At 72.9% G+C, this 26,479-nt stretch carries 21 protein-coding genes; 7 read left to right on the forward strand and 14 right to left on the reverse strand.

Annotation, left to right across the window (positions count from 1 at the left end; all coding sequences use genetic code 11):
- Positions 1-30: 30 nt before the first annotated feature.
- Positions 31-1,617, forward strand: a complete 1,587-nt coding sequence (locus tag MSA03_RS01875) for a stealth family protein (RefSeq protein ID WP_028495153.1) — start codon at positions 31-33, stop codon at positions 1,615-1,617.
- Here the strand turns inward: MSA03_RS01875 and MSA03_RS01880 are convergent.
- Together MSA03_RS01880 and rsmA are read right to left on the reverse strand one after the other, a co-directional pair.
- Positions 1,565-2,494, reverse strand: coding sequence for a phosphodiesterase (locus tag MSA03_RS01880; protein WP_028495152.1), 930 nt, complete (start codon positions 2,492-2,494; stop codon positions 1,565-1,567). The two genes, MSA03_RS01875 and MSA03_RS01880, sit on opposite strands and share 53 nt — an antisense overlap.
- Before the next feature lie 55 nt (positions 2,495-2,549).
- On the reverse strand, positions 2,550-3,425 hold the full coding sequence (gene rsmA / locus MSA03_RS01885) for a 16S rRNA (adenine(1518)-N(6)/adenine(1519)-N(6))-dimethyltransferase RsmA (RefSeq protein ID WP_028495151.1): 876 nt from the start codon (positions 3,423-3,425) through the stop codon (positions 2,550-2,552).
- 163 nt (positions 3,426-3,588) lie between these two features.
- On the opposite strand from rsmA, the gene MSA03_RS01890 reads away from it, so the two are divergent.
- The 3 genes from MSA03_RS01890 to MSA03_RS01900 are packed head-to-tail and all read left to right on the forward strand — an operon-like array spanning position 3,589 to position 7,975.
- The gene (locus MSA03_RS01890) at positions 3,589-5,274 is read left to right on the forward strand and encodes a glycosyltransferase family 2 protein (RefSeq protein ID WP_231478557.1); all 1,686 of its coding nucleotides are present in this window, start codon (positions 3,589-3,591) and stop codon (positions 5,272-5,274) included.
- Entirely contained in the window at positions 5,271-6,002 is a 732-nt protein-coding gene (locus tag MSA03_RS01895) for an HlyD family efflux transporter periplasmic adaptor subunit (RefSeq protein WP_147049422.1), read from the forward strand. Before MSA03_RS01890 ends, MSA03_RS01895 begins: the two co-directional genes overlap by 4 nt.
- On the forward strand, positions 5,999-7,975 hold the full coding sequence (locus tag MSA03_RS01900) for a glycosyl hydrolase (RefSeq protein ID WP_147049423.1): 1,977 nt from the start codon (positions 5,999-6,001) through the stop codon (positions 7,973-7,975). The genes MSA03_RS01895 and MSA03_RS01900 overlap by 4 nt, the downstream gene beginning before the upstream one ends.
- Before the next feature lie 82 nt (positions 7,976-8,057).
- Here MSA03_RS01900 and MSA03_RS01905 read toward each other — a convergent pair whose 3' ends face one another.
- The 9 genes from MSA03_RS01905 to hemE all read right to left on the reverse strand — a co-directional run bounded on the left by MSA03_RS01905 (position 8,058) and on the right by hemE (position 18,047).
- A complete protein-coding gene (locus MSA03_RS01905) occupies positions 8,058-9,524 on the reverse strand; it encodes an HNH endonuclease signature motif containing protein (protein ID WP_147049424.1) in 1,467 nt (488 codons plus the stop codon).
- 145 nt (positions 9,525-9,669) lie between these two features.
- Complete coding sequence (gene hemL, locus MSA03_RS01910) at positions 9,670-10,980, reverse strand: glutamate-1-semialdehyde 2,1-aminomutase (protein WP_147049425.1); 1,311 nt, start codon at positions 10,978-10,980, stop codon at positions 9,670-9,672.
- Positions 10,977-11,975, reverse strand: a complete 999-nt coding sequence (gene hemB, locus MSA03_RS01915; RefSeq protein ID WP_147049426.1) for a porphobilinogen synthase — start codon at positions 11,973-11,975, stop codon at positions 10,977-10,979. Before hemB ends, hemL begins: the two co-directional genes overlap by 4 nt.
- Entirely contained in the window at positions 11,972-12,748 is a 777-nt protein-coding gene (locus tag MSA03_RS01920; protein WP_147049427.1) for a uroporphyrinogen-III synthase, read from the reverse strand. The genes hemB and MSA03_RS01920 overlap by 4 nt, the downstream gene beginning before the upstream one ends.
- Positions 12,745-13,686 (reverse strand): hydroxymethylbilane synthase, encoded by a 942-nt coding sequence (hemC, locus tag MSA03_RS01925; protein WP_244946271.1) that lies wholly within the window; start codon positions 13,684-13,686, stop codon positions 12,745-12,747. Before hemC ends, MSA03_RS01920 begins: the two co-directional genes overlap by 4 nt.
- On the reverse strand, positions 13,683-14,897 hold the full coding sequence (locus tag MSA03_RS01930) for a ferrochelatase (RefSeq protein ID WP_147049429.1): 1,215 nt from the start codon (positions 14,895-14,897) through the stop codon (positions 13,683-13,685). Before MSA03_RS01930 ends, hemC begins: the two co-directional genes overlap by 4 nt.
- Positions 14,897-15,571 (reverse strand): hydrogen peroxide-dependent heme synthase, encoded by a 675-nt coding sequence (hemQ, locus tag MSA03_RS01935; protein ID WP_147049430.1) that lies wholly within the window; start codon positions 15,569-15,571, stop codon positions 14,897-14,899. The genes MSA03_RS01930 and hemQ overlap by 1 nt, the downstream gene beginning before the upstream one ends.
- Before the next feature lie 11 nt (positions 15,572-15,582).
- Entirely contained in the window at positions 15,583-16,998 is a 1,416-nt protein-coding gene (locus MSA03_RS01940; protein ID WP_244946272.1) for a protoporphyrinogen/coproporphyrinogen oxidase, read from the reverse strand.
- The gene (hemE, locus tag MSA03_RS01945) at positions 16,983-18,047 is read right to left on the reverse strand and encodes a uroporphyrinogen decarboxylase (RefSeq protein ID WP_244946273.1); all 1,065 of its coding nucleotides are present in this window, start codon (positions 18,045-18,047) and stop codon (positions 16,983-16,985) included. Before hemE ends, MSA03_RS01940 begins: the two co-directional genes overlap by 16 nt.
- Before the next feature lie 93 nt (positions 18,048-18,140).
- On the opposite strand from hemE, the gene MSA03_RS01950 reads away from it, so the two are divergent.
- Together MSA03_RS01950 and MSA03_RS01955 are read left to right on the forward strand one after the other, a co-directional pair.
- Positions 18,141-19,442 (forward strand): glutamyl-tRNA reductase, encoded by a 1,302-nt coding sequence (locus MSA03_RS01950; protein WP_244946274.1) that lies wholly within the window; start codon positions 18,141-18,143, stop codon positions 19,440-19,442.
- Positions 19,439-20,416, forward strand: a complete 978-nt coding sequence (locus MSA03_RS01955) for a LacI family DNA-binding transcriptional regulator (protein ID WP_147049432.1) — start codon at positions 19,439-19,441, stop codon at positions 20,414-20,416. The genes MSA03_RS01950 and MSA03_RS01955 overlap by 4 nt, the downstream gene beginning before the upstream one ends.
- Before the next feature lie 31 nt (positions 20,417-20,447).
- Here the strand turns inward: MSA03_RS01955 and MSA03_RS01960 are convergent, their stop codons facing one another.
- The 3 genes from MSA03_RS01960 to MSA03_RS01970 form a co-directional block, all read right to left on the reverse strand.
- The gene (locus tag MSA03_RS01960; protein ID WP_174799830.1) at positions 20,448-21,344 is read right to left on the reverse strand and encodes a TatD family hydrolase; all 897 of its coding nucleotides are present in this window, start codon (positions 21,342-21,344) and stop codon (positions 20,448-20,450) included.
- 20 nt (positions 21,345-21,364) lie between these two features.
- Positions 21,365-22,933, reverse strand: coding sequence for a methionine--tRNA ligase (gene metG, locus MSA03_RS01965; protein WP_147049433.1), 1,569 nt, complete (start codon positions 22,931-22,933; stop codon positions 21,365-21,367).
- A gap of 288 nt (positions 22,934-23,221) precedes the next feature.
- On the reverse strand, positions 23,222-24,235 hold the full coding sequence (locus MSA03_RS01970; protein WP_147049434.1) for a LacI family DNA-binding transcriptional regulator: 1,014 nt from the start codon (positions 24,233-24,235) through the stop codon (positions 23,222-23,224).
- Between the two features lie 168 nt (positions 24,236-24,403).
- On the opposite strand from MSA03_RS01970, the gene MSA03_RS01975 reads away from it, so the two are divergent.
- Complete coding sequence (locus MSA03_RS01975; RefSeq protein WP_147049435.1) at positions 24,404-26,428, forward strand: beta-galactosidase; 2,025 nt, start codon at positions 24,404-24,406, stop codon at positions 26,426-26,428.
- The last annotated feature ends 51 nt before the right edge of the window (positions 26,429-26,479 follow it).

Raw genomic sequence — 26,479 nt, forward strand, 5'->3', positions numbered from 1 at the left:
GTGAACCCGATACATCGAACGGAGGCATCCATGGCGCGTCTTTCCGCCCTTCCCGCCCAGCCCGACCTCTGGGCGGCTCTGCTCGAACGCGACGACATCGTCCTGCACCGCGGGATGCTGCACCTCGCGCACGACGACGTCACCCCCGGTCAGGCGCGCATCGCCGACCTGCTGCTGACGGCAGACGCCCTCGACGGCGCCGGTGTGGCGCACCTCCTCATCCGGCACACCTCCGATGTGCCCGCCCTCGTCGTCGACATCGCCGACCGCGACCGGGCCATGACGGCCCTGGCGGCGCGCGGCGCGGACGAGCCGCTCTACATCAAGCCCACGACCGGTTCGGCCGTTCCCGCGATGGAGTTCGCCGGCACAGCGACCGGGCCCTCCGCGGTCCGCGTCTTCCGGCCGCGCGTCGCGCGCACCGGCGGGCTCCGGTACGGCGCGTCGTACGGTGCGCGGCTGGAGTTCTGGCGGTTCGGCGAGGAGCTCGTCGAGGCCCCGCACGCGAACGCGCTCACGCGCCGCACCTTCCCCGCCGAAGACCTCTCCGCCGGCACCGTGGAGCGCTACGGCCGCACGTGGCGGACCGTCGGCGGCATGTTCGACCCGCACCCGGGCGAGTTCACCGGGGAGATCGACATGGTCTTCTCCTGGGTCGACGGGTCGTCGACGGACTTCCAGCGTCAGCGGGCGGCGCAGCTGTCCGAGTACGTCGTCGGCGAGGGCGATGCCGGGCCCGCCCGCTACCGCCATGTCGACGAGCTGCGCTACGCCCTGCGCAGCGTCTACATGTACGCCCCGTGGGTGCGCCGCATCTTCATCGCGACCGACTCCCCCGCCCCGGCGTGGCTCGTGGACCACCCGCGCGTGACGATCGTGCGGAGCGAGGAGTTCTTCGCCGACCCGTCGGTGCTGCCCACGCACAACTCGCACGCCGTCGAATCGCAGCTGCACCGCATCGAGGGGCTGTCGGAGCACTTCCTGTACTCCAACGACGACATGTTCTTCGGTCGTCCCGTCGCGCCGGAGCTGTTCTTCTCCCCCGCGGGGATCTCGTCGTTCGTCGAGTGCGACGTGCGCATCGGGACGGGTCCGACCCGCGTCGCGCGCAGCGGCCACGACAATGCGCTGCGCGTGAACCGCGCGCTGCTGCAGGAGCGGTTCGGCCGGACGATCGTGCGCGACCTGGAGCACTGCGCGGCGCCGCTGCGGCGGAGCGTCATGTTCGAACTCGAGCGGGAATTCCCGGAGGAGATCGCCCGCACGGCGGCATCCCGGTTCCGGTCGGCCACCGACGTGTCGGTGACGAACTGCCTGTACCACTACTACGCGCAGGCGACCGGGCGCGCGATCGCGTCGACGGCGCCGCGCGTGCGGTACTACCAGACGACCGCCGCGGCGTCGCTCGGCCGCATGGAGCGCCTCGCGAACCGCAAGGACGTCGACATGTTCTGCCTCAACGACGGGGGCGAGACCGAGGTGCCCGAGAAGGTGCGGGTGCGCGCGGTCACGTCGCTCCTGGAGCGCCTGTTCCCGGCGCGGCCGCCGTGGGAGGCCGCGGACGTCAGCGCAGCACGGTCAGCGGCTCGGTCGGCGGAGCAATCCGCGACGCGCTGAGCGACGTCTGGATGCCGGCGGCCTGAAGGCGCCGGAGGGCTTCGCCCGCGTCGATGTGCTCGAGCGGCCGGGGCGCGTCGATCGGTACGACAGAGTGCACGATCGTGTCGTCGTAGACGTGCACGAGGTTGAACGCCTGCGCACCGTCCTGCGGCCTCGTGCCGCCGACGGGGACCGTGAGGTCCTGCGCGTAGCAGGTCGAGGAGGCGACCGACACGGGGACACCGGCGAACGTCGCGAACGTGGAGTAATGCAGGTGACCCGCGATGATGCCGCGCACGTCGGTGCCGCGGATGATCTCGGCCAGGCCGGCCTGATCGCGCAGCTCGACGGTGGAGGCCAGCGGAAGGACGCTGGGGATCGGCGGGTGGTGCATCGCGAGGATGGTGCCGAGCGGAGCCGGGGTGGCCAGCACATCGCGCAGCCATTCCCGCTGCGCGGGCGTGACCTCGCCGTGATGGTGTCCGGGGACGCTGGTGTCGAGCGTCACGACGCGGAGGCCGTCGAGCTCGTCGACGCGGTCGACGGGACGCAGCGGGTCGGCGCTGCCGTCGTCGTCGAGGAGGCGCGCCCGGAACGCGGCGCGGTCGTCGTGGTTGCCCATCACCCAGAGAAGGCGGGCGCCGAGGCGCTGCGCGAACGGTTCGACGAGCGCGCGGAGGACGCCGTACGCGGCAGGCTCGCCGAGGTCGGCGAGGTCGCCGGTGAAGACGACCGCGTCGGGACGGAGACCCGAGGCCTCGATCCCGTCAAGGGCCCTCGTCAGGCTGGCGGCCCCGTCGACGCTGTCGAACAGGTGCGGGATTCCCGCCCGCAGATGGGTGTCGCTGATGTGCAGCAGGATGCGTTCGGCAGCCGGGTGCTCGGCGCGGCGCATGGGTTCCCTTCCCGTCGGGACGGATCGAGCGGGCCGATCCGCGGTCGCGCCAATGTTACCGGGAGGTTTCCTGTACGCCGGGTGAACGCCACGCGGCGATTGCGATACGCGTGAAGTCGTCGATGCTGAGCTCTTCCCCGCGCGCCGTGGGTGCGACCCCCGCGGCCTCCAGCACTGTGACGGCGTCGGCGGCGGTGCCGCCGAGGACGGCGGCGAGGGCCTGCCGGAGCATCTTGCGACGCTGCTGGAAGGCCGCGTCGACGATGCGGAAGGTCGCGAGGCGCTCCTCCTCGCTCCCCCGTGGCTGCGGATCGCGTTCGAAGGCGACGAGGACGCTGTCGACGTTGGGGACGGGCCAGAACACCTGACGCGAGACCGTGCCGGCGAGACGCCAGCGGCCGTACCAGGCCGCCTTCGCACTGGGGGCGCCGTAGACCTTCGATCCGGGTGGGGCGGCGAGGCGCTCGCCGACCTCCGCCTGCACCATGACGACACCGCGCGCGAGGTGCGGGAACGTCTCCATGAAGTGGAGGAGGACCGGCACGCTGACGTTGTACGGCAGGTTCGCCACGAGGACGTTCGGGTCACCGGGAAGGTCCGTGACGCGGAGCGCATCGGCGTCGACGACGGTGAGGGCGCCGTCGGGGACGCCGTGCGCGGCGGCCGTGCCGGGCAGGCGCGCGGCGAGCCGGTGGTCGATCTCGACCGCCGTGACGATCGCTCCGGTCTCCAGGATGGCGAGCGTCAGCGAGCCGAGGCCGGGCCCGACCTCCACGACGCGGTCGGCGCCGGTCACGCGCGCGGTGTGCACGATCTTGCGGACGGTGTTGGCGTCGACGACGAAGTTCTGACCGAGCTTCTTCGTCGGGGTCACGTCGAGGTCGGCGGCGAGCGAGCGGATCTCGGTGGCGCCGAGGAGCGTGACGGGCATGCCTCAACAGTACCGAGCGGCATCCAGGCGATCGTCACACGCTGTTCACGGGCTCGGAACGACCCCGTCGCGCGCGCGGCGGAGACTGGATGTCGCGCCGCCGTCGCCGCACACGTGTACGCGTCCATGAACGGTCCGGGGGGTCCGCATGACGATTTCGGCGTTGCCCAGCAATCTCACGAGGCTCGACGGCCGCGGGCACGCGGTGCGCGCGGCCGAGACCTCCGCACTGTTCGTCCTGGTCGCGGTGTGCGCGACCATCGGCGTCATCGCCTACATGCTCTTCCTGCTCAATCCGGCCAACCGGGGCGACCTGCTGCCGTACGGGATGGTGATCGTCGCCGAGTCCGTCCTCGTGCTCCAGGCGCTCCTGTCGATGTGGACGATCCTCGCCTCGGGATACGAGCCGCGCGACTTCGCCTACCACGAGGCGAAGCGGCAACTGATGGCCCGGGATGACGGCCGCGGCGACGACACCCTGCACCTGGATTCTCGCCCGCTGCTCATCGACGTGTTCATCACCGTCTACGGGGAGGCGCCGGACGTGGTCGCCCGGACGGTCCTCGCCGCCGTCGCACTGCGGGGAGCGCACCGCACGTGGGTGCTCGACGACGGCCAGTCCGATGAGATCCGCCGGATCGCCGCGGAGCACGGGGCATGGTACGTGCGACGACTGAGCTCCCACGGCGCCAAGGCGGGTAACATCAACCATGCGCTGACGATCGCGAAGGGCGAGCTGTTCGCGGTCTTCGACGCCGATTTCACCCCCGACCCCGACTTCCTGATCGAGACCGTGCCGTTCTTCACGGACAGCAACGTCGCCTTCGTGCAGACGCCCCAGGCGTACAACAACCTGCACACGGTCATCTCGCGTGGCGCCGCCTACATGCAGTCGGTGTTCTACCGATTCATCCAGCGCGGCCGCAACCGGTTCAACGCGGCGTTCTGCGTCGGGACGAACGTCATCTTCCGGCGGGCAGCCGTCGACGAGATCGGCGGCATCCACACCGACTCGAAGTCCGAGGACGTGTGGACCGCCCTCACCCTGCACGAACGGGGATGGCGTTCGGTCTACATCGCCGACATCCTCGCGGTCGGCGACGCACCGGAGACCATCGAGGCGTACAGCAAGCAGCAGCTGCGCTGGGCGACCGGCGGATTCGAGATCCTTCTGACCCACAACCCGCTCAGCCCGCGGCGCCGCCTGACGGGTGACCAGCGCATCCAGTACCTGGTCACCGCGACCTTCTATCTCACCGGGATCGTCCCCGCGCTGCTGCTGCTCGTGCCGCCTCTGGAGATCTACTTCGACCTCCGGCCGATGAACATCGGCGTCACGGCCGTCACCTGGGCGGTCTTCTACGCCGGCTTCTACCTCGTGCAGGTCGTGCTCGCCTGGTTCGTCGTCGGATCCTTCCGCTGGGAGACGCTGACCCTCGCGACGGTGTCCTTCCCGATCTACGCGAAGGCACTGTGGAACGTCATCTGCGGGCGGGATGTCGGGTGGCATGTGACGGGCTCGGGCTCCCGCCGGTCGCCGTTCGACTTCATCGTGCCGCAGCTGCTGTTCTTCGCGTTCCTCGGCCTCACGTCGGTCGTGGCGATCGCGCGCGACGTGCACAACGGCACCCTCGCGCTGGCGACGGCCTGGAACCTCACGAACACGCTGATCCTCGCGGCGTTCATCGGTGCCGCCTTCCGCGAACGGCGTCGGCCGCCGCGGCCTCTCGCCGCGCTCCCCACGGCGGACGCGCCCCGTCCGATCACCGTGGTGGCCCGGCCGCTGCCGGCATCCGATTCCTCGAGGTCGCCCGCGCCCTCAGGACTCCGGGCGGAGGACGCCCGATGACCTGGCCGAACCGGATCCGGCTGTTCGTCGGACTTCTCGCGGTCCTCGCCCTCGTCGGCGGCGGCACGCTCGTCTTCACGCAGCGGCAGGCACGTGTCGAAAGCGACACCGCCGCCATCACGGCCGAGCAGTTCGCGGTGGGTGCCCCGTATCCCGGCATCGTGAGTGCGTCGAACGTGACGCCAGGCGCTGCTGTGCGCGCGGGCGACGTGCTCTTCGAGATCCGGAGCCCCCTTCTGGCCCGCGACCTGGCCACCGAGTCGGTGACCGCCGACGATCTGGGAGTCGCCGTGACCGCCGAGGGCACCTTCGTCGTGACCGCGCCGGTCGACGGCACGGTGGCGGAGAGCCTCGCGCCGGTCGGCGACTTCGTGCAGGCCGGCGAAGTGCTCTCGCGGATCGATCGGGACGACACCATGGGGGCGACCGCGGAGTTCACCCTCACGGCACGCGATTACGGCCGGATCGTCTCCGGCGCGACCGTGGACCTCCGCCTTCCCGACGACCGAACGATCGCCGGGAAGGTGGTGCAGATCGATGTCGACACCGTCGCGGGAGAGGCCACCTCGGTCATCACGATCGACAGCGCCGTCCTGGCGGCGCGCCCCATCGGAGGGCTGCACCGGCCCGGTACGCCCGTCGTCGCCACGCTGCACCTGCGTGACGACGGACCGTGGGCGGGGGTCGCCGACGCGTTCGGCGACCTGCTGCGCCAGGTGGGTCTATGACGCGGCGGCCCTTCATCGCCGCACTGGTCGTCGTGGTGGCGGCGCTCACCGGCTGCACCGCGTCCGCGCCCCCGCCGGTCGCCGCCACGACGCCGGCCGCGGTGGAGCTGCTGCCGGCGGAACGGAACCCGGCCGCCGCACCCCTGCGTCTTGCGGAGGATCTGATCCCCCCGACGAACCGCTGGTTCTCCAGCCTGGTGTTCTCCGAGGTTCCCCTGCCGGTGTTCCCGTTCCCGCTCGCGTTCGCGCCCACCCCGACGGGCTTCTCGCTCGACCTGCCCACGGTCGCGGTGACCGCGGATTCGATCGCGACCCCGTTCTCGGGCGGCCTGGCGGTCGACCTCGGTGCGGCGACGTTCACGGTGACCGCCTACGACGAGGTGGCCGTGACGCTGACGTATGCCGACGCCGACGGGGCGGCGATCGCGGATGTGACGATCGCGGAGGGCTGGCCGGCGGTCGGGGTGACGGCGCGACGTGCTCTCCCCATCGCCTTCGGCGGCAGCCTGGCCTCCGCGGGCGACGGCGCATGGACGATGAAAGCCGACGGCACGGCGTTCGCGGTCGTCGCCGCGAACGCCGAGGCGCGGGGCGATGCGCTGGAGATCCCGGCGGGCGAGAGCGCACAGGTGTCCGCCCTGCCGGTCGATGCGGAACCGGCGACCTGGATCGCGGCGTTCGGCGACCCGGTGGCCGGAGCGGTCACCTCGTTCGAGGCCTCCGCAACCCGCGGCGGCGAGGCCGCCTCGACCCGGCTGGAGTACACGGGAACGGCCGGGACCGTCCTTGTGCCGTTCCCGGGCATGGCGGCGGCGGGTGCGTGCGATCTCGGCTCGTACGACACCGCCTACGGGCAGGTCGACGCCTGTCGCGGCACGACGCTGGAGCGCCGCGTGGCGCGGATCTCGCCCCGCGCGTCGTTCGACCTGACCGGCCTCGACGGCGAGGCGCACGGGGAGCTGGTGGACCAGCTGTCGGCTGATCTCGCAGGGACGGGCGACGCTCCGGAGGACACGTACTTCGGGGGGAAGGCCTTGGCACGCCTCGCCACCCTGCTGGCCCTCGCCCGCTCGCTGGGTGAGGACGACCTCGCCGAGCGGGCCGCCGATCTGCTCGAGGCGGGCCTGGGACCGTGGGCCCAGGTCGATGGCTGCGCGGCGCGAGACGAGCGCTGTTTCGCCTACGACGCCCGGCTGCACACGGTCGTCGGCAGGGAGCCCTCGTTCGGCTCGGAGGAGGGCAACGACCATCACTTCCACTACGGCCACTTCCTCTTCGCTGCGGGGGTGCTGGCCGAGGAGCGTCCCGAGGCGGTCGAGATGCTGCGTCCGGTCATGGACCTGCTCGCCGCGGACATCGCGGCCGGCGGAGATCCCCTGCCGGGTCTGCGGGTGTTCGACCCGTACCGCGGGCACTCGTGGGCGTCGGGACTGTCGCCGTTCGCGGACGGCAACAACCAGGAGTCCAGCTCCGAGGCCGTGGCCGCGTGGAACGGCCTCGCGCTGTGGGCGGCGGCGGCGGGCAATGCCGACCTGCGTGAGCGTGCGGAGTGGCTGTTGTCGGGCGAGGCCGACAGCGCCCGCCGGCTGTGGCTCGAGCCGACGGGGCTCCCCGACGGCTACGCGCACACCGTCGTCTCGCTGACGTGGGGGGCCAAGCGCGACCATGCCACGTGGTTCAGCGACGAGCCGTCGGCGATCTTGGGCATCCAGTTGCTGCCGGTCTCCCCGATCGGTCTGCAGTATCTGGCCGGGGACCCGCGACGCGTGGCGCTGAACGTGGCGGGTGCCGGCGGTGAGTCGGCGTTCGGCGGCCCGTTGGGTGACTACGTGCTGCTGTACTCGGCGCTGGCCGGTCCCGCCGCGCTCGACCGCGCGGAGGAGCTGGCGCGGGAGCGTGCGTCGTGGGATGACGGCCTCTCCCGTTCGGCCGCGCTCGCGTGGCTGGCTGCGGTCCGGCTCCGGAGCGGATGACCGGCGAGGTCGTGCATGCCCGCCTGCTCGGCGCCCGCCTGCCTGCACGCCCGGCTGCCGGCGCACGGCCGCCGCGGCGGGGTCACGCGGCGATGTAGTCGAATCTGCGGCGGGCTCCGAGCCGCGGCGTCTGGGCGGCGTCGATCCAGGGCGGCGGGATGAACCACACCCGCGCGGTGACACCGGGACCGTCGATGCGGATCGTCCAGCCGCTGTCGTGAATCCGATGGTGGCAGGACGTGCACAGCAGGATCCCGTTGGACAGATCGGTCGGGCCGCGGTCGCGTTTCCACCAGTCGATGTGATGGACCTTGCAGTGCGCGGGCGGTGCGCCGCAGCCGGCGCAGCCGCCGTCGCGTTCGCCGAGCGCGAGGCGCTGCGCCGCCGTGAAGAGGCGCTTCTGCCGCCCCCAGTCGAGGATCTCGCTCTCGCCGCCGAGGACGCACGGGATGATCCCGGCGTCGGCGGCCATGCGACGGGCGGTGCCGACCGAGACCGGGGCGGTCAGGCCGTCGATGAGAGCCTGCCCGGTGCCGTTGTGGAGGTCGTCGAGGCTGAGGCGGACCACGACGGTCGCGCCCTGGACGGGGACGTCCTTGTCCGTGCAGCCCAGCAGGTGCTCGCAGATCAGCGCGAGGGCCTCCGCGTGCAGCTGCGGGATCGACGGTCGCGGCGCGTCGACGTCGTCGGCGAACCGGGCCTCTCCCGATGGGCCCGCGCTCTCCGGCGCAGCCTCGCCTGCCGCACCGTCGACGCTCTCATGACGGGAGCCGAGGGCCTCGCGGCCGGCGTCGACTGTCTCGCGGGTCACCCTGGCGTCACGCTGGGCCGAGAGCCGGGCGGTGACGTAGCCCTCGAGGGCCGCCTTGATCGGTGCGCCGCGCTCGGGGCCGAACACCGCGGTGAGGTGCAGCATCCCGTCGCGATCCTCGCGCATCCGCAGCGACTCCTTCGAGCGCATCTCGTCCTCCCGCAGCGCGACGCCGTCGGGATCGAGGTGGGCCTCGGCACGCGCGAGCACCTTGAGCAGGGCGTCCGGTGTCAGCCCGGGCGCCTGGTCGACGAGCGTCCGCTCGGCCGCATCCGTCGCGGCGCGACCGGCTGTCATCACGACGCGGTCGAGCATCCGGATGATCGCGGACGCCGCCGGCATCCCGATCCGTCCTGCCGCCACAGCGTCGCCGACGTGCGGGTGCTTCGCCGGGGCGTGCTCACCTGTCAGCAGCACCCGCGGAGCGGTCGCTTCACCGACCTCCACGAGCCGGGCGGCCTCGCCGTTGGCGATGCCGAGTTCGCTGGCCAGCAGCACGTTGGCGTTGCGGAACCCCTGCTTCTTCGCCAGCGAGTCCGCGCCCAGTTCGGGGCGGGACTGACGGGAGATCTCCGCGGCCACCTGGACCGTGGCGGCATCCGCGAGCCGCCGCACCTTCCCCAGCGCGTCGTTCAGCGCCACCAGCCGGGCGGCGTCCGTGCCCTCGACGTGCTCTCCCGGCCACAGCTCGCACACCGTCGCCACCGCGGCGGTGAGGTCGGGGAGAGTGCTGCTCATGCGTCGATTCTAGCGCCCACCTTCGAACAAAGCTACGAACGCATCATGAGGATTTTCTCATCCTCACCGGCGATTTTCTGGGGAGACGCGACCCTCCGAGCGGTACGGATGTCGGAGGGGGATGCTACTCACATTCGTATGTCCATCACACCGACGCAGCTGCCGCCCGCGCAGCCCGCGGCAGCGCCTCGACGATCCGCGCGAGGGCCGCCTCATCGTGCGCGGCGGTGAGGAACCACGCCTCGAACGAGGACGGCGGCAACGACACCCCCGCATCGAGCATCGCGTGGAAGAAGCGTCCGTACGCCGCCGCGTCCTGGGTCACCGCGGTCGCATAGTCCGGCACGCCGGCCGCGACGGCGTCCCCGAAGAAGACGCTGAACAGCGTCCCCGCCCACTGCAGGACGTGCGGCACACCGGCTTCTGCGAGCGCCGCCGACGTCGCGTCGGCGACGACGTGCGCTGCGGCGTCGATCCGCCGGTACACGTCCGCGTCGGCCAGCCGGAGGGTCGCAAGGCCTGCCGCGACGGCGACCGGGTTCCCGGACAGGGTCCCGGCCTGGTAGACCGGGCCGATCGGGGCGAGGAGGTCCATGATGTCGGCGCGACCGCCGACGGCGGCGACGGGAAGCCCGCCGCCGATGACCTTGCCGAAGGTGACGAGGTCGGGCGTGACGTCCTCCCCCGCGGCGGAGAGGACGCCCGCGTAGCCGGACGCCGAGGCGCGGAAGCCGGTGAGCACCTCGTCGCTGATGAGGAGCGCGCCCTCGCGGTGCGCGATCTCGGCGAGGAACGCCGTGAACCCGGGATGCGGAGGCACGACGCCCATGTTGGCTCCGGCGGCCTCCGTGATGATCGCGGCGATCCGGCCGGGGTGGGCGGCGAAGACCGCCTCGACGGCGGCGCGGTCGTTGTAGCCGATCACGAGGGTCTGCGCGGCGATCGCCGCGGGGACGCCGGCCGAGCCGGGCAGCGCGAGCGTCGCGAGGCCGGAGCCGGCCTGCGCGAGCAGCCCATCGGAGTGCCCGTGGTAGTGGCCGGCGAACTTCACGAGCAGGTCGCGGCCGGTCGCGCCGCGCGCGAGCCGGATCGCGGTCATGGTCGCCTCGGTGCCGGTGGAGACGAGGCGGAGCTTCTGCACGGCCGGGACGCGGCGGCGGATCTCCTCGGCGAGCTCGGTCTCGCCGCGCGTCGGGGCGCCGAAGGACAGGCCGCGCCGGGCCGCCTCGATGACGGCGTCGACGACGACGGGGTGGGCATGCCCGACGAGCGCCGGGCCCCAGCTCGCGACGAGGTCGACGTACTCGCGCCCTTCGACGTCGGTGATGTACGGGCCGGAGGCCGACGCGATGAACCGCGGCGTCCCGCCGACCGAGCCGTAGGCGCGGACCGGCGAGTCCACGCCGCCCGGGATGACAGCCTGCGCGCGGGCGAAGAGGTCGTCGTTGCCGGTCATGCGAGGTCCTTCCCGTCCTGCAGCCAGCCGGCCGCCTCGAGGGCCCAGTAGGTGAGGATGGCGTCGGCGCCGGCGCGCCGGATGCCGAGCAGCGACTCCCCGATGGCGCGCTCCCGGTCGATGAGACCCGCCGCGGCGGCGGTCTCGATGAGCGCGTACTCCCCCGACACCTGGTAGGCCCACACGGGGACGCTCGAGACGTCCGCGACGCGGGCGAGGATGTCGAGGTACGGCCCCGCGGGCTTGACCATGACGACGTCGGCGCCCTCGTCGATGTCCGAGAGCGCCTCCTCGATGCCCTCCCGGGCGTTCGCGGGCGACATCTGGTAGGTGCGGCGGTCGCCCTGCAGGGTCGATTCGACGGCATCCCGGAACGGCCCGTAGAACGCGGAGGCGTACTTCGCGGAGTACGCGAGGATCACGACGTGCGCGAAGCCCGCCGCATCCAGCGCGGCGCGGACGGCGGCCACCTGACCGTCCATCATGCCGGACAGTCCCAGGATGTGGGCGCCCGCGCGCGCCTGCGCGACGCCCATCTGCGCGTACACGTCGACGGTCGCGTCGTTGTCGACCGACCCGTCGCCGGCGAGCACGCCGCAGTGGCCGTGGTCGGTGAACTCGTCCAGGCACAGGTCGGCCTGCACCGTGAGGCGTCCGGCCGCGGCATCCCGTGCGAGCGTGATGGCGCGGTTGAGGATGCCGTCCGGGTCGACGGCGCCCGAGCCGACGGCGTCGCGGGTGGCGGGGACGCCGAACAGCATGATGCCGCCGATCCCGGCGGCGACGGCCTCGTCGACGACGCCGGCCAGCGCCTCGAGCGGATGCTGGCTGACGCCGGGCATGCTCGCGATGGGCTGCGCTGCGGTGATCCCCTCCTTCACGAACACGGGGAGGACGAGCTGCGCCGGCACGAGGGCGTGCTCGGCGGCGAGGCGGCGCAGCGCCGGGGTCGCGCGGAGGCGGCGGAGGCGGCGGGTGGGGAAGGCGGCGGTCACGGGGTCTCCTGACGCGTGAGGGTGCGGATGTCGGCGTCGTCGAGCTCGGCGAGGAGCGCGTCGACGCTCTGGGTGAGGGCGGTGTACCCGACCGTGAAGCCGAGCGCGATGGCGTCGCGGGTCGTGCCGGGGCCGATCGTGGCGACGAGGGTCGTGGGCGGCAGGGCGCCGACCTGGCGGCGCAGCTCGCGGCCGACGCTGAGCGAGGTGAGGAGGACGACGTCGATCCGGCCGGCGCGGAGGTCCTCGGCGACGGCCGGGTCGATGTCGATGCCGACGGTGCGGTAGCCGATGCAGACGTCGACGGCGTAGCCCTGCAGCTCGAGCTCGTCGCTGATGACGGCCTGGGCGAGGTCGGAGCGGAGGACGAGGCAGCGTCCGGTGCCGGCGGCCGTGCGGCCGGCGACCCACTGGGTGATCATCGTGGCGGCCGACGACGTCCCGACGGGGACGAACTCGACCTCGAACCCGGCGTCGGCGACGGCGCGCGCCGTGGCTCGGCCGACGGCGGCGATGCGGGTGGCGGCGGGGATGCGGACCCCGTGCGCGACGAGCTGCTCGACGCTCGCCGCGCTCGTGACGAAGAGCCACGCGTACTCCCCCGCCGCGAGCGCCGCGAAGGCGCGGTCGCGCGCCTCGGTGTCGCGGGGCGGGGCGGAGGCGATCAGCGGGGCGATGACGCCCTCGGCGCCGCGGCGGACGAGGTCGGCACGGACGCGCTCCCCCCAGGCTCCCGCGCGCGGGACCAGGACGCGGGCTCCCGCGAGGCTCACCGGGCCGTCCCGGGCAGGTCGGCGAAGTCGGCGGCGCCGCCGGCGAGGAGTTCGGCGACGACGTCGGCGGCCACGGCCGCGCGTGCGTCGTCGGAGCCGGCGTCAGCCATCGCGACGCGGCGCTCGGCGCGCACCGAGCGGGCGCCGTCCGGGGCGTGCACGTCGGCGACGAGGGTCACCTCGTCGCCGACGCGGACGGCGTCGATCGCGACGGGTGCGGCGCACCCGGCCTCCAGGCTGCGGAGGACGGCGCGCTCCAGCTCGGCGCACAGCTGCGTGTCGGCGTCGTTCACGGCACGGACGGCGCGGCCGATCTCCCCCTCGGCATCCTCGGCGCGCACTTCGACGGCGAGAGCCCCCTGTGCGGCGGAGGTCGGCCAGTCGAGGATCTCGGTGATCGCGGCGTCCCGCCCGATGCGGCGGAGGCCCGCCTCGGCGAGGACGACGGCATCCAGCTCGCCGTCGGTGACCTTCCGCAGCCGGCTGTCGACGTTGCCGCGGATGTCGCGGACGTCGAGGTCGGGGCGGCGGGCGCGCAGCTGCGCGACGCGGCGGGGCGAACCGGTGCCGACCCGCGCGCCCGGCGGGAGGGTCGCCAGGGTCAGCCCGTCCCGCGCGCACAGCACGTCGCGCTGCGGGGCGCGGACGGGCACGGCGCCGACGACGATGCCGGCGAACGGCGCGGTCGGCAGGTCCTTCATGGAGTGCACCAGCAGGTCGCACTCCCCGCGCAGCAGCGCGTCGCGGAGCGCCGTCGCGAAGACTCCCGTGCCGCCCATCTGCGCGAGGGACCCGGTGAGCACGTCGCCCTCGCTCGTGATGCGGACGAGCTCGACGGGCACGCCGGTCGCCGCGGTGATCGCGTCGGCGACGAGCTGGGACTGGGTCGTGGCGAGCAGGCTCGCCCGGGTGCCGAGGCGCAGAGCCGTACGGGTCACGGCGCGACCCCGGCGAGGGCGGGCTGGAAGCCGAGGCGCTTGTTCTCGCAGCATCCCGGCCGGCAGACGTCGTACCAGGGTCCCAGGTCCGTCGCGCGCGGGCGGTCTGCCGCGGGTGTCGCCCGCAGGCGCTCCTCGATGAGGTCGACGAGGCCGCTCACGTAGGCGGGGTGCGTGCTGGGCGTCGCCGTCCGCAGCGCGACGAGACCGAGCCCTTCCGCGGTCTCGAGCGCCTCGGTGTCGAGGTCCCAGAGCACCTCCATATGATCGCTCACGAACCCGAGCGGCACGATGAGCACGGCGCGGCGGCCACGGGCGGGCAGCTCCTGCATCGCGTCGTTGATGTCGGGCTCGAGCCACGGCACGGAGGGCGGGCCGGACCGGCTCTGGTACACGAGCTGCCAGGCGCTCCCGATCCCGAGCTGCGCCATGATCTCGGTCGCGACCGCGGTGTGCTGCGCGACGTACGCGCCGCCGGGACCGAACCCGCGCTCGGGCGGGCCGGAGCGGTCGGCGTCGGCGGTGGGGATGGAGTGCGTCGAGAAGAGGATCTCGACGTCCCGCTCCAGGTCGGTGACGCCGCGCTCCGCGAGCTCGGCGAGCGCGGACCGGATGCCGTCGACGAAGGGCGCCACGAAGCCGGGGTGGTCGAAGAACTGGCGGACCTTGTCGATCTGCACCTGTCCGGACAGTCCCGTCGCGGCGACGGCGTCGGCGAGGTCTTCGCGGTACTGCCGGCAGGAGGAGTAGGAGCTGTACGCGCTCGTCGCGATCGCGAGCAGGGTCGTGTTCCCGGCGTCGTGCGCGGCCGTCAGCGCGTCGGTGACGTACGGCATCCAGTTGCGGTTGCCCCAGTACACCGGCAGGTCGAGGCCCCGCGCGGACAGCTCGGCATCCAGGGCCGCCTTCAGCTCGCGGTTGTGCTCGTTGATCGGCGAGACGCCGCCGAAGTGCCGGTAGTGGTGCGCGACCTCCTCGAGACGCTCGTCCGGGATGCCGCGGCCGGCAGTGACGTTGCGGAGGAATGGGATGACGTCGTCCTGGCCCTCGGGTCCCCCGAAGCCGAGCAGCAGGATGCCGTCGTACGCGATCGGCTGCGTCGCGTAGGCGTCGCCGCCGCACGTCGCCGCCGTCGCACCGGCGACCGCGCAGCCCGGTGCGAACTCGGCGCTCGCCGCCCGCGGGGGCTTGGGACGGAACTGCTCGCTCATCAGGACAGCACCTCGGCGAGCTCGGCGACCTCGATGCGCCGTCCGGTGTAGAACGGCACCTCCTCGCGCACGTGACGGCGCGCGTCGGTGGCGCGGAGGTCGCGCATCATGTCGACGAGGCTGATGAGCTCGTCGCTCTCCAGCGGCAGCAGCCACTCGTAGTCGCTCAGCCCGAAGGTCGACACCGTGTTGGCGACGACGTCGGTGAACCTCGCCCCCTTGCGCCCGTGTTCGGCGAGCATGCGGGAGCGCTCCTCCTCGGGCAGCAGGTACCACTCGTAGCTGCGGACGAACGGGTACAGGCACAGCCACCCGCGGGCGTGCTCGCCGCGGAGGTAGCCGGGCACGTGGCGCTTGTTGAACTCCGCCTCCCGGTGCACGCCCATGGCGCTCCAGATGTTGTCGAAGCCCGCGAGGACGGGCGTGCGGCGGAGCGCGCGGAGCGCGCGCTGCAGGGCGGTGGGGTCCTCCCCGTGCAGCCACACCATGAGGTCGGCGTCGGCGCGCATGCCCGTGACGTCGTAGAGACCGCGGAGGGTCACGCCGTCGCCGGGGAGCGACGTGGTCACGGCGGTCAGAGCGTCGAGGTCGGCGGGCGTCGGGGCGGCCCCGCGGGGGCGCGGGCCGGCGAGGATCGCGAAGAGGGTGTAGCCGAGCGCGGTGTCGTCGGACATGGGGTGCTCCTTCAGGCGGTGGCGGGGTGGGACGTGCGGGCGACGAGCTCGCGGGCGAGCTCACGGGCGTGCGGGATGACGGAGGCGAGCCCCGTCCCGGCGACGGTCGCACCGGCGAGGTGGATGCCGGCGGGGGTCGCTGCGCGCGCGGCGGTGCGCCACGCGGCGGCTGCGGCGGACGCGGACGTGACCGCGTCGGTCCAGCGGGTCTCGGTCAGCGCCCACACGTCGGCGGGACGGATCCGCGCGCCGGTGAGTCGGCGCAGCTCCCCGGCAACGGCGGCGGGCGTGTCCAGCCCGGGGGCGTCGGCGTCGCGGGCGGAGAGGCGCACGACGTGGGTGTGCACCGGGAGGGCGCGGGCTGCCCACTCCCACTTCGCGTCGACGTGGGTGAGCGCCTTCGCGGGGCCGCCGGCAGCGGGCGGGACGATGACGCCCGACCCGACCGGACGCGCGTCGAGGGCGCGGGAGACGACCTCGGCCGTGACGAGGCGCACGGCGCCGCCGACGGGCGCGGCGGCGTCCACGCGCAGGAGGGCCCCGGCCGCGGCCGGTCCGGTCGCGACGACGACGTGCCCGGCACGGAGGGTCTCGCCGGCGAGCACGACCTCGACGCCGTAAGCCGCGGGTCGGAGCGCCTGCACGGCCGCCCCGGTGCGGATGATGGCGCCGGCGGCCTCTGCGGCGTCGCGCAGGGCCGCCGCGAGGCGCCACATGCCGCCGTCGATGCCGCGGACGGCCGAGCCCGCGCGGGCGGCCGGCGCGACCGCGCCGGCCGCGGCGGTCAGCGACCCGCGCCGCTCGAACTCTGCCCACAGGCTCGGGTGCACGGCGGAGAGGCGGACGGCGGAGGACGGCTGCGAGTAGACGCTCTGGCAGAGCGGGTCGACGAGGCGCTCCGCGACCCGCCGGCCGTAGCGGGCCGTCGCGAGGTCGAACAGCGAGGGTTCGACGCCGGACTCCCTGCCGATGCCGGCGGGAAGGTCGCGCTCCTGCGCCGCACGCCGCGCCCCGGCGCGCCCGATGGCCCGCACGACGTCGCCGGCCTCGGGCTCGGCGGGCATCCCCACGACGGCGCGGCGGGGCAGCGGCATCCGGCGCACCCGTCCGAACGCGCCGGGGAGGACGAGGTGGGCTCCTTCCGGCCGCGGCTCCACGATCTGCAGGGGCAGGGCCGCGTCGGCGACGAGGTCGGCGACACCGCTCGTGCGGATCGCGAACGACTCGGCGCCGAGGTCGACGTCGACGCCTGCCACGCGGCCGCGGCGCAGCATCCCGCCGGTATCGTCGCCGCTCTCGCAGACGATGACGCGACGGCCGGCGCGCGCGGCCTCCCACGCGATCACGAGGCCGGCGATCCCGCCGCCGACCACGATGATGTCGCTGGCGGAAGCCGTGACGGGGACCATCGTCAGGCGGCCTGCCACTCGTGGACCATGCGCACGACCGACGAGATCGCGTCGGGGTCGGCATCCATCGGCACGCCGTGGCCGAGGTTGAACACGTGGGCGCGGGAGAGGCGGCCCTCATCGAGGATCCGCTCCACCGCAGCCCGGCGCACCGCTTCCGGCGCGAAGAGGAGGGCGGGGTCGAGATTGCCCTGCATCGTGAGGTCGCGGCCGATGCGGCGGCGGGCCTCATCGAGCGGCACGCGGTAGTCGACGCCGAGCGCGTCGATGTCGAGGGTCGCCATGTCGGCGAGGATCTCGCCGGTGCCGACGCCGAAGTGCACGAGCGGGATGTGGTCGACGCCGTCCGGCACCGGCAGCGCGCGCACGGCGTCCAGCGCCGCGGCCGAGGCGGGCAGGACGCTGTTGCGGTAGTCGGCCGGCGCGAGGCCGCCCGCCCACGAGTCGAACAGCTGCGCGGCGCTCGCCCCGGCGGAGACCTGCAGCGCCAGGAACTGGCCGGTCACCTCGGCGAGCCACATCGTGAGGGCCTCCCACGCGGCGGGGTCCTCGTGGATGAGGCGGCGCGCGGCCATGTGGTCCTTCGAGGGACCGCCCTCGACGAGGTACGCGGCGAGGGTGAACGGGGCGCCGGCGAAGCCGATGAGCGGGATCGCCTCGCCGCGCTCGGCGGACAGGTCGGCGAGCATCGCGGTGGTCCGGCCGACGGCATCCGCGATCGCCTCGCCCCGCTCCCGCACGCCGGCCGGGTCGATGCGGACGGCGGCGGCGATGTCCGCGGACGTGCGCAGCGGCTGGGAGAACACCGGTCCGCGCCCCGGCGCGATCTCGACCTCGATGCCGAGGAGCGCGAGCGGCACGATGATGTCGCTGAAGAAGATCGCGGCGTCGACGCCGTGCCGGCGCACCGGCTGCATCGTGATCTCGCTCGCGAGCGCCGGGTCGAGGCACGCCTGGAGCATCGTGCCCTGCGAGCGGAGCGCGCGGTACTCCGGCAGGGAGCGCCCGGCCTGGCGCATGAACCAGACGGGGGTCACGGCGGGACGGTCGCCGAGCAGCGCGCGCACGAGCCGGGACTGGGCCGTGCCGTGCGCGGTGAGGGGGTGCGTGGACGTGGAGATGGTGACGCTCCTCGAATCAGTTAATCGTTATACTAGCCGTTGATCCGAGGGGGTTCCCGCACCGTGCTCGTCTGCCTGACCGCGCATCAGCGCACCACGCCGTTCGAATCGCTCGAGCGCCTGTCGCTCATCGGCGACGACGTCGCGGTACGGCTGCGCGACGCCCACGAGTCCATCCGCGGCGCCGTGGTCCTCGCGACCTGCAACCGCTTCGAGGCGTACTTCGACCTGCACGACGACCCCGACCTGCCCTCCCCCATTCCGGCGATGGATGCCGCGATGGAGCAGATCTCCGACCTCGCCGACCTGTCCTACCGCGACGTCCGCGACGCGGTGGACTTCGCGCACGGGAACCGGGTCGCGCAGCACCTGTTCTCCGTCGCCGCGGGCCTGGACTCCGTCGCCGTCGGCGAGGACGAGATCGCCGGCCAGGTCAAGCGCGCGCTCGACGCCGCGCGGACGCAGGGCTCCACGACGACCTCGCTGGAGCACCTCTTCCAGCGCGCGACGGAGACCTCCCGCACCGTGAAGAACGAGACGCGGCTCGGCGAGTCCGGGCGCTCGCTCGTCCGCCTCGCCGTCGATCTCGTCTCCTCGCGCCTCGAGTGGGCGACGGCCCGGGTGCTGCTGGTCGGCACCGGCCGGTATGCCGCCGCAGCCCTCGCCGCCCTCCGCGCCGCGGGCGCCGAGGACATCCGCGTGCACTCCCGGTCGGGCCGCAAGCGCTTCGCCCGGCAGGAGCACCTCATCTCCGTCCCGATCGAGGACTACGAGGCCGAGGCCGCCGCGGCGGACCTCATCGTCACGTGCACCTCGACGACCGACGCGTTCGTCCTGGCGGCGGACTCCCACGCCGCGGCACGCGGTGAGGGCACCCGGCGGCAGATCATCATCGACCTGGGCCTCCCCCGCAACGTCGACCCCCGCATCGCCGACCTGCCCGGCATCGAGCTGCTCGACCTCGACACGATCCGCGTGCACGCGCCGGTCGACGAGTTCACGCTCATCGGCGAGGCACGCGAGATCGTGCACAGCGCGGCGCAGCGGCACGCGGCCGCGCGACGGGTGCACGAGGTGTCGCCGGAGGTCGTGCGCATGCGCACCTATGTGCAGGGGATTCTCGAGGAGGAGCTGGCCCGCGCGCGCCGCAGCGACGCCGCGGCCGAGGTCGAGTCGGCGCTCCGGCACTTCTCCGGCGTCGTCCTGCACCACCTCATCGCGCAGGGCCACACGCTCGCTTCGACCGGGTCGGGCACGGCCTGGGCCGAGTCGGTGCGGACCGTCTTCCCCGACCGGGCTACGGCATCCGATGACCGCGGCGAAGGGGCGCCCGGACAGTGAGCCGCACGGTGACCCTGAAGGACATCGCCCTGAAGGCGGGTGTCTCCACGGCCGCCATCAGCCAGGCCCTCAACGACCGCGGGAACCTCCGCCCCGAGACGCGGGACCGCATCAAGGCCGTCGCCGCCGAACTCGGCTACGTCCCGAACAAGTATGCCGCGGCCCTGCGCAGCGGGCGGACGATGTCGGTCGGATTCGTCATGGCCGAGGATGCCGACGACGACTCCGCGAAGCGCTGGGCGCTGCACCGGACCCGCCAGCTCAACGCCCTCGTCCGCGCGTCGGCCGCGCACGGGTTCACCGTCACGGTGCTGCCGGAGTCGCGCCCCGACCTCCTCGCCGGCGCGCACATCGACGTCCTCTACTTCCCGGACGCGCACGGCACGCACGCCGTCCTGCGGGAGGCGGTGGCCCGCGGCATCCCGATCGTCGCGAACGACCTCCTCATCGACACCGACCGCGGTCTCAGCATCCGCACCGGCTACGACGCCGCCGTCCGCGCCGGGCTCGACCTCCTCGCCGCGGGCGGCGCGGAGCGGATCGCCTTCCTCGTGGACGAGGGCGGCCACCCGCGCGACGAGATCGGCGAGACCGCCTACCGCGCGTGGATGACGGTGCGCGGCCTCGACGGGCGGATCGCCCGCGTCGACGCCGGGCGCCGTTCGCTGAACCGTCGCCTGCGCGAGGTCGTCGACGCCGGCGCGGACGCCGTCTTCGCGTTCTGCGAGGAAGGCCCGGAGATCTATCTGCAGCTCGAGGCCACGTCGCTCGTGATCCCGCGCGACATCCAGCTCATCGCGCTCTGCACGACGGAGTGCGCCCTGAACTCCCGGCTCGGCGTGACGCACGTGTGCGTGCACCCCGAGCAGGCGGCCGAGGCGGTCTTCGAGACGCTGGGCCGGATCGGCGGCCTCGTCGGCACGACCGTCGTCGACCTGCCGTGGGAGCTCGTGCGCGGGTCGACGACCCGCTGAGCCCGGTCCTCCCGGTGCGGGGACGGCGGGGTCAGTCGAACGAGCCGTAGACCTCGAGGGTGTTCGCCGCCAGCTGCGCGGAGAGCTCGTCCACATCGAGGCCGAGCTCGGCGGCCATGAATCGCACCGTCACCGGGATGAGGTACGGCGCGTTCGGCCGGCCGCGGTGCGGCACCGGGGTCAGGAACGGCGCGTCCGTCTCGACGAGGATGCGCTCGAGCGGCGTCACGGCGAGGGCGTCGCGGAGGTTCTGGGCGTTCTTGAACGTGATGTTGCCGGCGAAGCTCAGCCAGTAGCCGCGCTCCGCGGTGTACCGCGCCATGGCCTCGTCGCCGGAGAAGCAGTGGAACACGGTGCGCGCCGGCGCCCCGACCCGCTCGAGGGTCTCCAGGACCGCGTCGTGCGCGTCGCGGTCGTGGATCTGCATCGCGATGTCGTGCTCCTTCGCGAGCGCGATGTGGGCCTCGAACGCCTCGAACTGCGCGGGGCGGCCGGCCTCGTCGGTGCGGAAGAAGTCGAGGCCGGTCTCCCCGATCGCGCGGACGCGTGGCTGCGCCGCGAGCTCGTCGATCGCCTCGATCGCCTGCGGCAGCATGCCGCTCTCGGCATACGCCGGCGCTTCGTTCGGGTGGATGGCGACGGCAGCGAGCACGCGCGGATGACTGGCCGCCGCCCACGCCGACCAGCGGCTCGACTCGATGTCACCGCCGGCCTGCACGACGCCGTGCACACCGACGGCGGCCGCGCGGTCGAGCTGCTCGTCGAGGCTCAGCCCCTCCTCGCCGTCCTCGATCTCGAGGTGGGCGTGGTTGTCGTAGACCGGGATGCGCAGTGCCTCCGGCGCATCCGGATAGCTGACGTCACGCGACCCCTTCTCGCGCTGACGCACGTACTGGCTGGGATCGGTGTTCTCGGCGGGCAGGGCCATGCGTTCTCGCTCCGCGCGCGTCAGGCGGTCTGCTCGACGCGGGGGAAGAGCGGCGCGAGCGCGCTCACGGTCGTGCCGGGCTGCAGGCGTCCCCAGCGGCCGGCCTCGCGGAGCAGCTGGCCTTCGAGCGCCTCGGTCGAGCCGAGCGCCGTCCAGAGCTTCCGCGTCGCCTCCGGCATGATCGGCGAGAGCAGCACGGCGAGCGCGCGGAGACCTTCGGCGGCCGTGTACAGGACGGTGCCGAGGCGCGCGCGCTGCGCGTCATCCTTCGCCAGCGCCCACGGCTCGTTGTCGGTGATGTATCCGTTGAGGGCGTCGACGATCGTCCAGATCGCGGCGATGGCCTCGTCCGGGCGGAAGCGGGCCATCGCCGCGTCGGCGGCGGTGGCGGCATCCGCGACGACCTGCCGGATGCGGCGGTCGTCGTCGTTCTCCTCGCCGGGCGCGGGGACCACGCCGTCGAAGTAGCGCGCGATCATCGCCGTGGTGCGGGATGCCAGGTTGCCGAAGCCGTTGGCGAGCTCGGCCTGGTAGCGCGCGGACAGGTCCTCCCAAGAGAACGAGCCGTCGTGCCCGAACGGGATGGCGGAGAGGAAGTAGAAGCGGTACGCGTCGGAGCCGAACACGTCGGTGATCTCCGTGGGCGCGATACCGGTCAGCTTGGACTTGGACATCTTCTCGCCGCCGACGAGGAGCCAGCCGTGCGCGAACACGCCGCGCGGCACGTCGAGACCCAGCGCCATGAGCATGGCGGGCCAGATGACGGCGTGGAAGCGGAGGATGTCCTTGCCGACCACGTGGTACGCGGGCCAGCGGCGGTCGAACTGCTCCGGGTCGGTGCCGTAGCCGACGGCGGTGGCGTAGTTCAGGAGGGCGTCGACCCAGACGTAGATGACGTGCGACGGGTCCCACGGCAGCGGGATCCCCCAGTCGAACGCGGACCGGGAGATCGACAGATCCTTCAGGCCGCTGCGGACGAAGGAGACGACTTCGTTCCGCGCGGAGTCGGGACGGACGAAGTCCGGCTCGGTCTTGTAGAGCTCCAGGAGGCGGTCCTGGAACTCGCTGAGCTTGAAGAAGTAGTTCTTCTCCTGCAGCAGCTCCAGGGGCTTGGAGTGGATGGCGCAGACCTTGAGACCCTCGAACGCGCCGGTGCCGTCGACGATCTCGGACTCGGGCTTGAACTCCTCGCAGCCGACGCAGTACAGCGCCTCGTACTCGCCCGCGTAGATGTAACCGCGGTCGTACAGTGCCTGCACGAACTGCTGGACGCGCTCCTCGTGGCGCGGCTGCGTCGTGCGGATGAAGTCGTCGTTGGCGACGTCGAGGGTCTCCAGCAGCGGGAACCACGACTCCTGAACCAGCTTGTCGACCCACTCCTGCGGCGTCACGCCGTTGGCGGCCGCGGCGCGCAGCATCTTCTGACCGTGCTCGTCGGTGCCGGTCAGCATCCAGGTGTCGTCGCCGGCCTGCCGGTGCCAGCGCGCGAGCGCGTCGACGGCCACCGTCGTGTACCCGTGTCCGATGTGGGGCAGGTCGGAGGGGTAGTAGATCGGGGTGGTGATGTAGAACGAGCCGCCGGAAGTCACCCGTCGATTCTAGGCGGGGCGCCGGATGCCGCAGGGTCAGATGACGCCCACCCCTTCTCGTCCTCCGCCGGCGCCGCCCGCACCCGCCGCCGTCACCGTCCGGCGTTCCCCACCGTTCCGGGGTGTCACAGAATCTGCGGGTCCGGGCAGGGGCTACCCGCGCGTAGTGTGACACGCCCTCGTGCCGTGTCACAGGAACGGCGAATGCGGTCGCAGGTCACCCGCCGGTGGTGTGACACGCCGCCGGCAGACGCGGGCAGACCCGGACGACCCGGACCGCGCCGACGCTCAGGCGCTCTCGCGCACCACGAGGGTCGTCGGGAGCACGACCGACTCGCGCGGGGTGCCGCTGATCACGTCCAGCACCATGTCGACCATCGTGCGGGAGATGTCCGCCCAGGGCTGGCGCATCGTCGTGAGGGGAGGGTCGTGCGTCTCGGCGAGCCCGGAGTCGTCGAAGCCGGCGACGGCGATGTCCTCGGGCACGCGCTTGCCGGCGCGGCGGATCGCGGCGATCGCGCCGACGGCCATGACGTCGGATGCCGCGAAGACGGCGTCGATGTCGGGGGCGCGCTCCAGCAGCCGCGTCATGGCTGCGGCGCCCGCCTCGCTCGAGTAGACGTCCTGCTCGACGAGATCCGGGTCGAAACCGTCGCCCATCTCCTCGCGGAACCCGATGAGCCGGAAGCGACCGCCCGGGGTGTCGTCGGGGCCGGTGATGACGGCGATCTTCCGGTATCCCCGCGTCATCAGGTACCGCGTCATCTCCCGCGCCGAGCCCTCCTCGTCGACGGAGACCGTCGGCACATGCGCGCGATCGCCGAGCGGGACGCCGCTGCAGACGGTCGGGATGCCGGCCGCGATGAGCGAGGCGAGCAGCGGGTTGGATTCGTGCGAGGAGATGAGGAGGACACCGTCGACGTGACCGGCGCGGACGTAGTGCTCGATGTTCGCCCGCTCCGCGGCCGTGTCCGCCACGAGCAGCACGAGCGTCATCGAGCGCTGCGCGAGCGTCTCGGTGGCCCCGCGCAGCAGCAGGGCGAAGGTCGGGTCGCTGAAGAGCAGGTGGTGCGGCTCGGTGAGCAGGAACGCGACCGAGTTCGCCCGGCCCGTCGCGAGGCTCCGCGCGGCGTGACTGACGGTGTACCCGGTGCGGGCGATGGCCTCCTCGACGGCGGTCCGCGCCTCCGGCGAGACCCAGTGACCGCCGTTGATGACCCGGGACACCGTCCCGTGCGAGACGCCCGCGACGCGCGCGACGTCACGGATCGTCGGCTTTCGCACGCTGTCGGGGGATGCCACGGTCGAGACTCTACCCCTGCGCCTCCACGCCGCCCGGCCCGGCGCGCATGAAGATGGGACCGGTCACAGTTCGGTAACGAGTCCCCGCGGCGCATGTTTCGGGCACGTAAACTGACGGCACAGGCTGTGACCGGTCACAGCCCCCGAGACTCTCGAGGACCCGAAGCAATGACCGCTCCCAGCTGGCCGAAGCTCGACGCGATCGCGTTCGGCGGCGACTACACGCCGGAGCAGTGGTCCCGCGAGACCTGGCGCGAGGACGTCGCGCTCATGCGCGAGGCAGGCGTCAACCTCGTGAGCATCGGCATCTTCGCCTGGGCGCTCATCGAGACGAGCGAGGGCGTCTTCGACTTCACGTGGCTCGACGAGGTGGTCGAGCTCCTGCACGAGAACGGCATCTCCGTCGACATGGGGACCCCGACGGCCTCCCCGCCGGCCTGGTTCTTCGCGAACCACCCCGACGCCCGCGTCCTCACGCGCGAGGGCGTCACGATGGGCTTCGGCGCGCGCGGCATGGCGTCGCACTCCTCCCCCGCGTACCGCGCGGCCGCCGTCCGCATCGCGACCGAGCTCGCCCGTCGCTATGGGAACCACCCGGCCGTCGTGCTGTGGCACGTGCACAACGAGTACGGCGTCCCGGTCGGCGAGGACTACTCCCCGAACGCCGTCCGCGCCTGGCGGCTCTGGCTGCAGGAGCGCTACGGGTCGCTCGACGCGCTCAACGCCGCGTGGGGCACCGCGTTCTGGGGCCAGCACTACGGCGACTGGGAGCACGTCGGCGCCCCCGCCGCCGCGCCCAGCGTCGTGAACCCCGCACAGCGCCTCGACTTCGCGCGCTTCACCGACCACCAGCTGCGCCAGTGCTACATCGCCGAGCGCGACGCCATCCGCGCGCACAGCGACCGCCCGATCACGACGAACTTCATGGCCAACCAGCACAACGGCTGCGACCTGTGGGCGTGGGCGCGGGAGGTGGACATCGTCTCGGACGACCACTACCTCTGGGCGGCGGACGAGGAGGGCGAGATCGGCCTCGCCATCGCCGCGGACCTCACCCGATCGGTCGGCGGCGGCGCGCCGTGGATCCTCATGGAGCACTCCACCTCGGCCGTGAACTGGCAGCCCCGCAACGTCGCGAAGCGCCCCGGCGAGATGGCACGCAACTCGCTCTCCCACCTCGGGCGCGGCGCCGACGGCATCCTGTTCTTCCAGTGGCGCGCCTCCCGCTCCGGCGCGGAGAAGTTCCACTCCGCGATGCTCCCCCATGCCGGCACGACCTCCCGCGTCTGGCGCGAGGTCGTCGACCTCGGCGACAAGCTGGCGACGCTGAACGAGGTCCGCGGCTCGCGCGTGCAGGCCGATGTCGCGATCCTGTGGGACTTCGAGTCGTTCTGGGCGCAGGACCTCGAATGGCGCCCCTCCGAGGACGTCGACCACGGCGAGCGCATCCGCGCCTTCTACGAGCGCCTGTGGCGCGACGGCATCACCGCCGACTTCGCGCTGCCGGGCCACGACCTCTCCGGCTACAAGCTCGTCCTCGCGCCGGCCCAGTACATGCTGCGCACCGCGGATGCCGACAACCTCAACCGCTACGTGGCGCAGGGCGGCACACTCGTCGTCTCGTTCTTCTCCGCCGTCGTCGACGAGAACGACGCCGTGCACGCGGGCGGCTTCGCCGCTCCCCTCGAGCCCGCGCTCGGGCTGCGCGTCGAGGAGCACCTGCCGCTGCGCGAAGGCGCGACGTGCACCGTCGACTTCGCCGGCCGCCCCGTCACGGCCGACGTCTGGCAGGAGGACCTCGTCCTCTCCGGGGCCGACGTCCGCGGCGTGTACGTCGACGGCCCCGCCGCCGGTGAGCCGGCCATCACGCGAAACCGTCACGGGGCCGGCACCGGCTGGTACATCAGCACCCGCCCGGATGCCGAGGGCCTCGCGGCCGTCATGGCCGAGGTCTACGCCGACGCCGGCATCACCCCCGCCGGTCTCCCGGCCGGCGTCGAGGTCGTCCGGCGCACGAGTGCGGACGCCGACTTCCTCGTCGCGATCAACCATTCCGCCGTGACCGTTTCGTTGTCAGTTTCGGGGGTGGATCTGCTGACGCAGACCGCAACCGACGGCATGCTGGAGCTTGCGGGCGGCGACGTCGCCGTCATCCGCTCGCCGCACACAGCAGATCGGAGTGCGCAGTCCTGACACTCCACATCACCACACCGTGTGCGGGCACCCTCCCGCGCACATCGCACT

Source organism: Microbacterium saccharophilum (assembly GCF_007992455.1).
Taxonomy (GTDB): domain Bacteria; phylum Actinomycetota; class Actinomycetes; order Actinomycetales; family Microbacteriaceae; genus Microbacterium; species Microbacterium saccharophilum.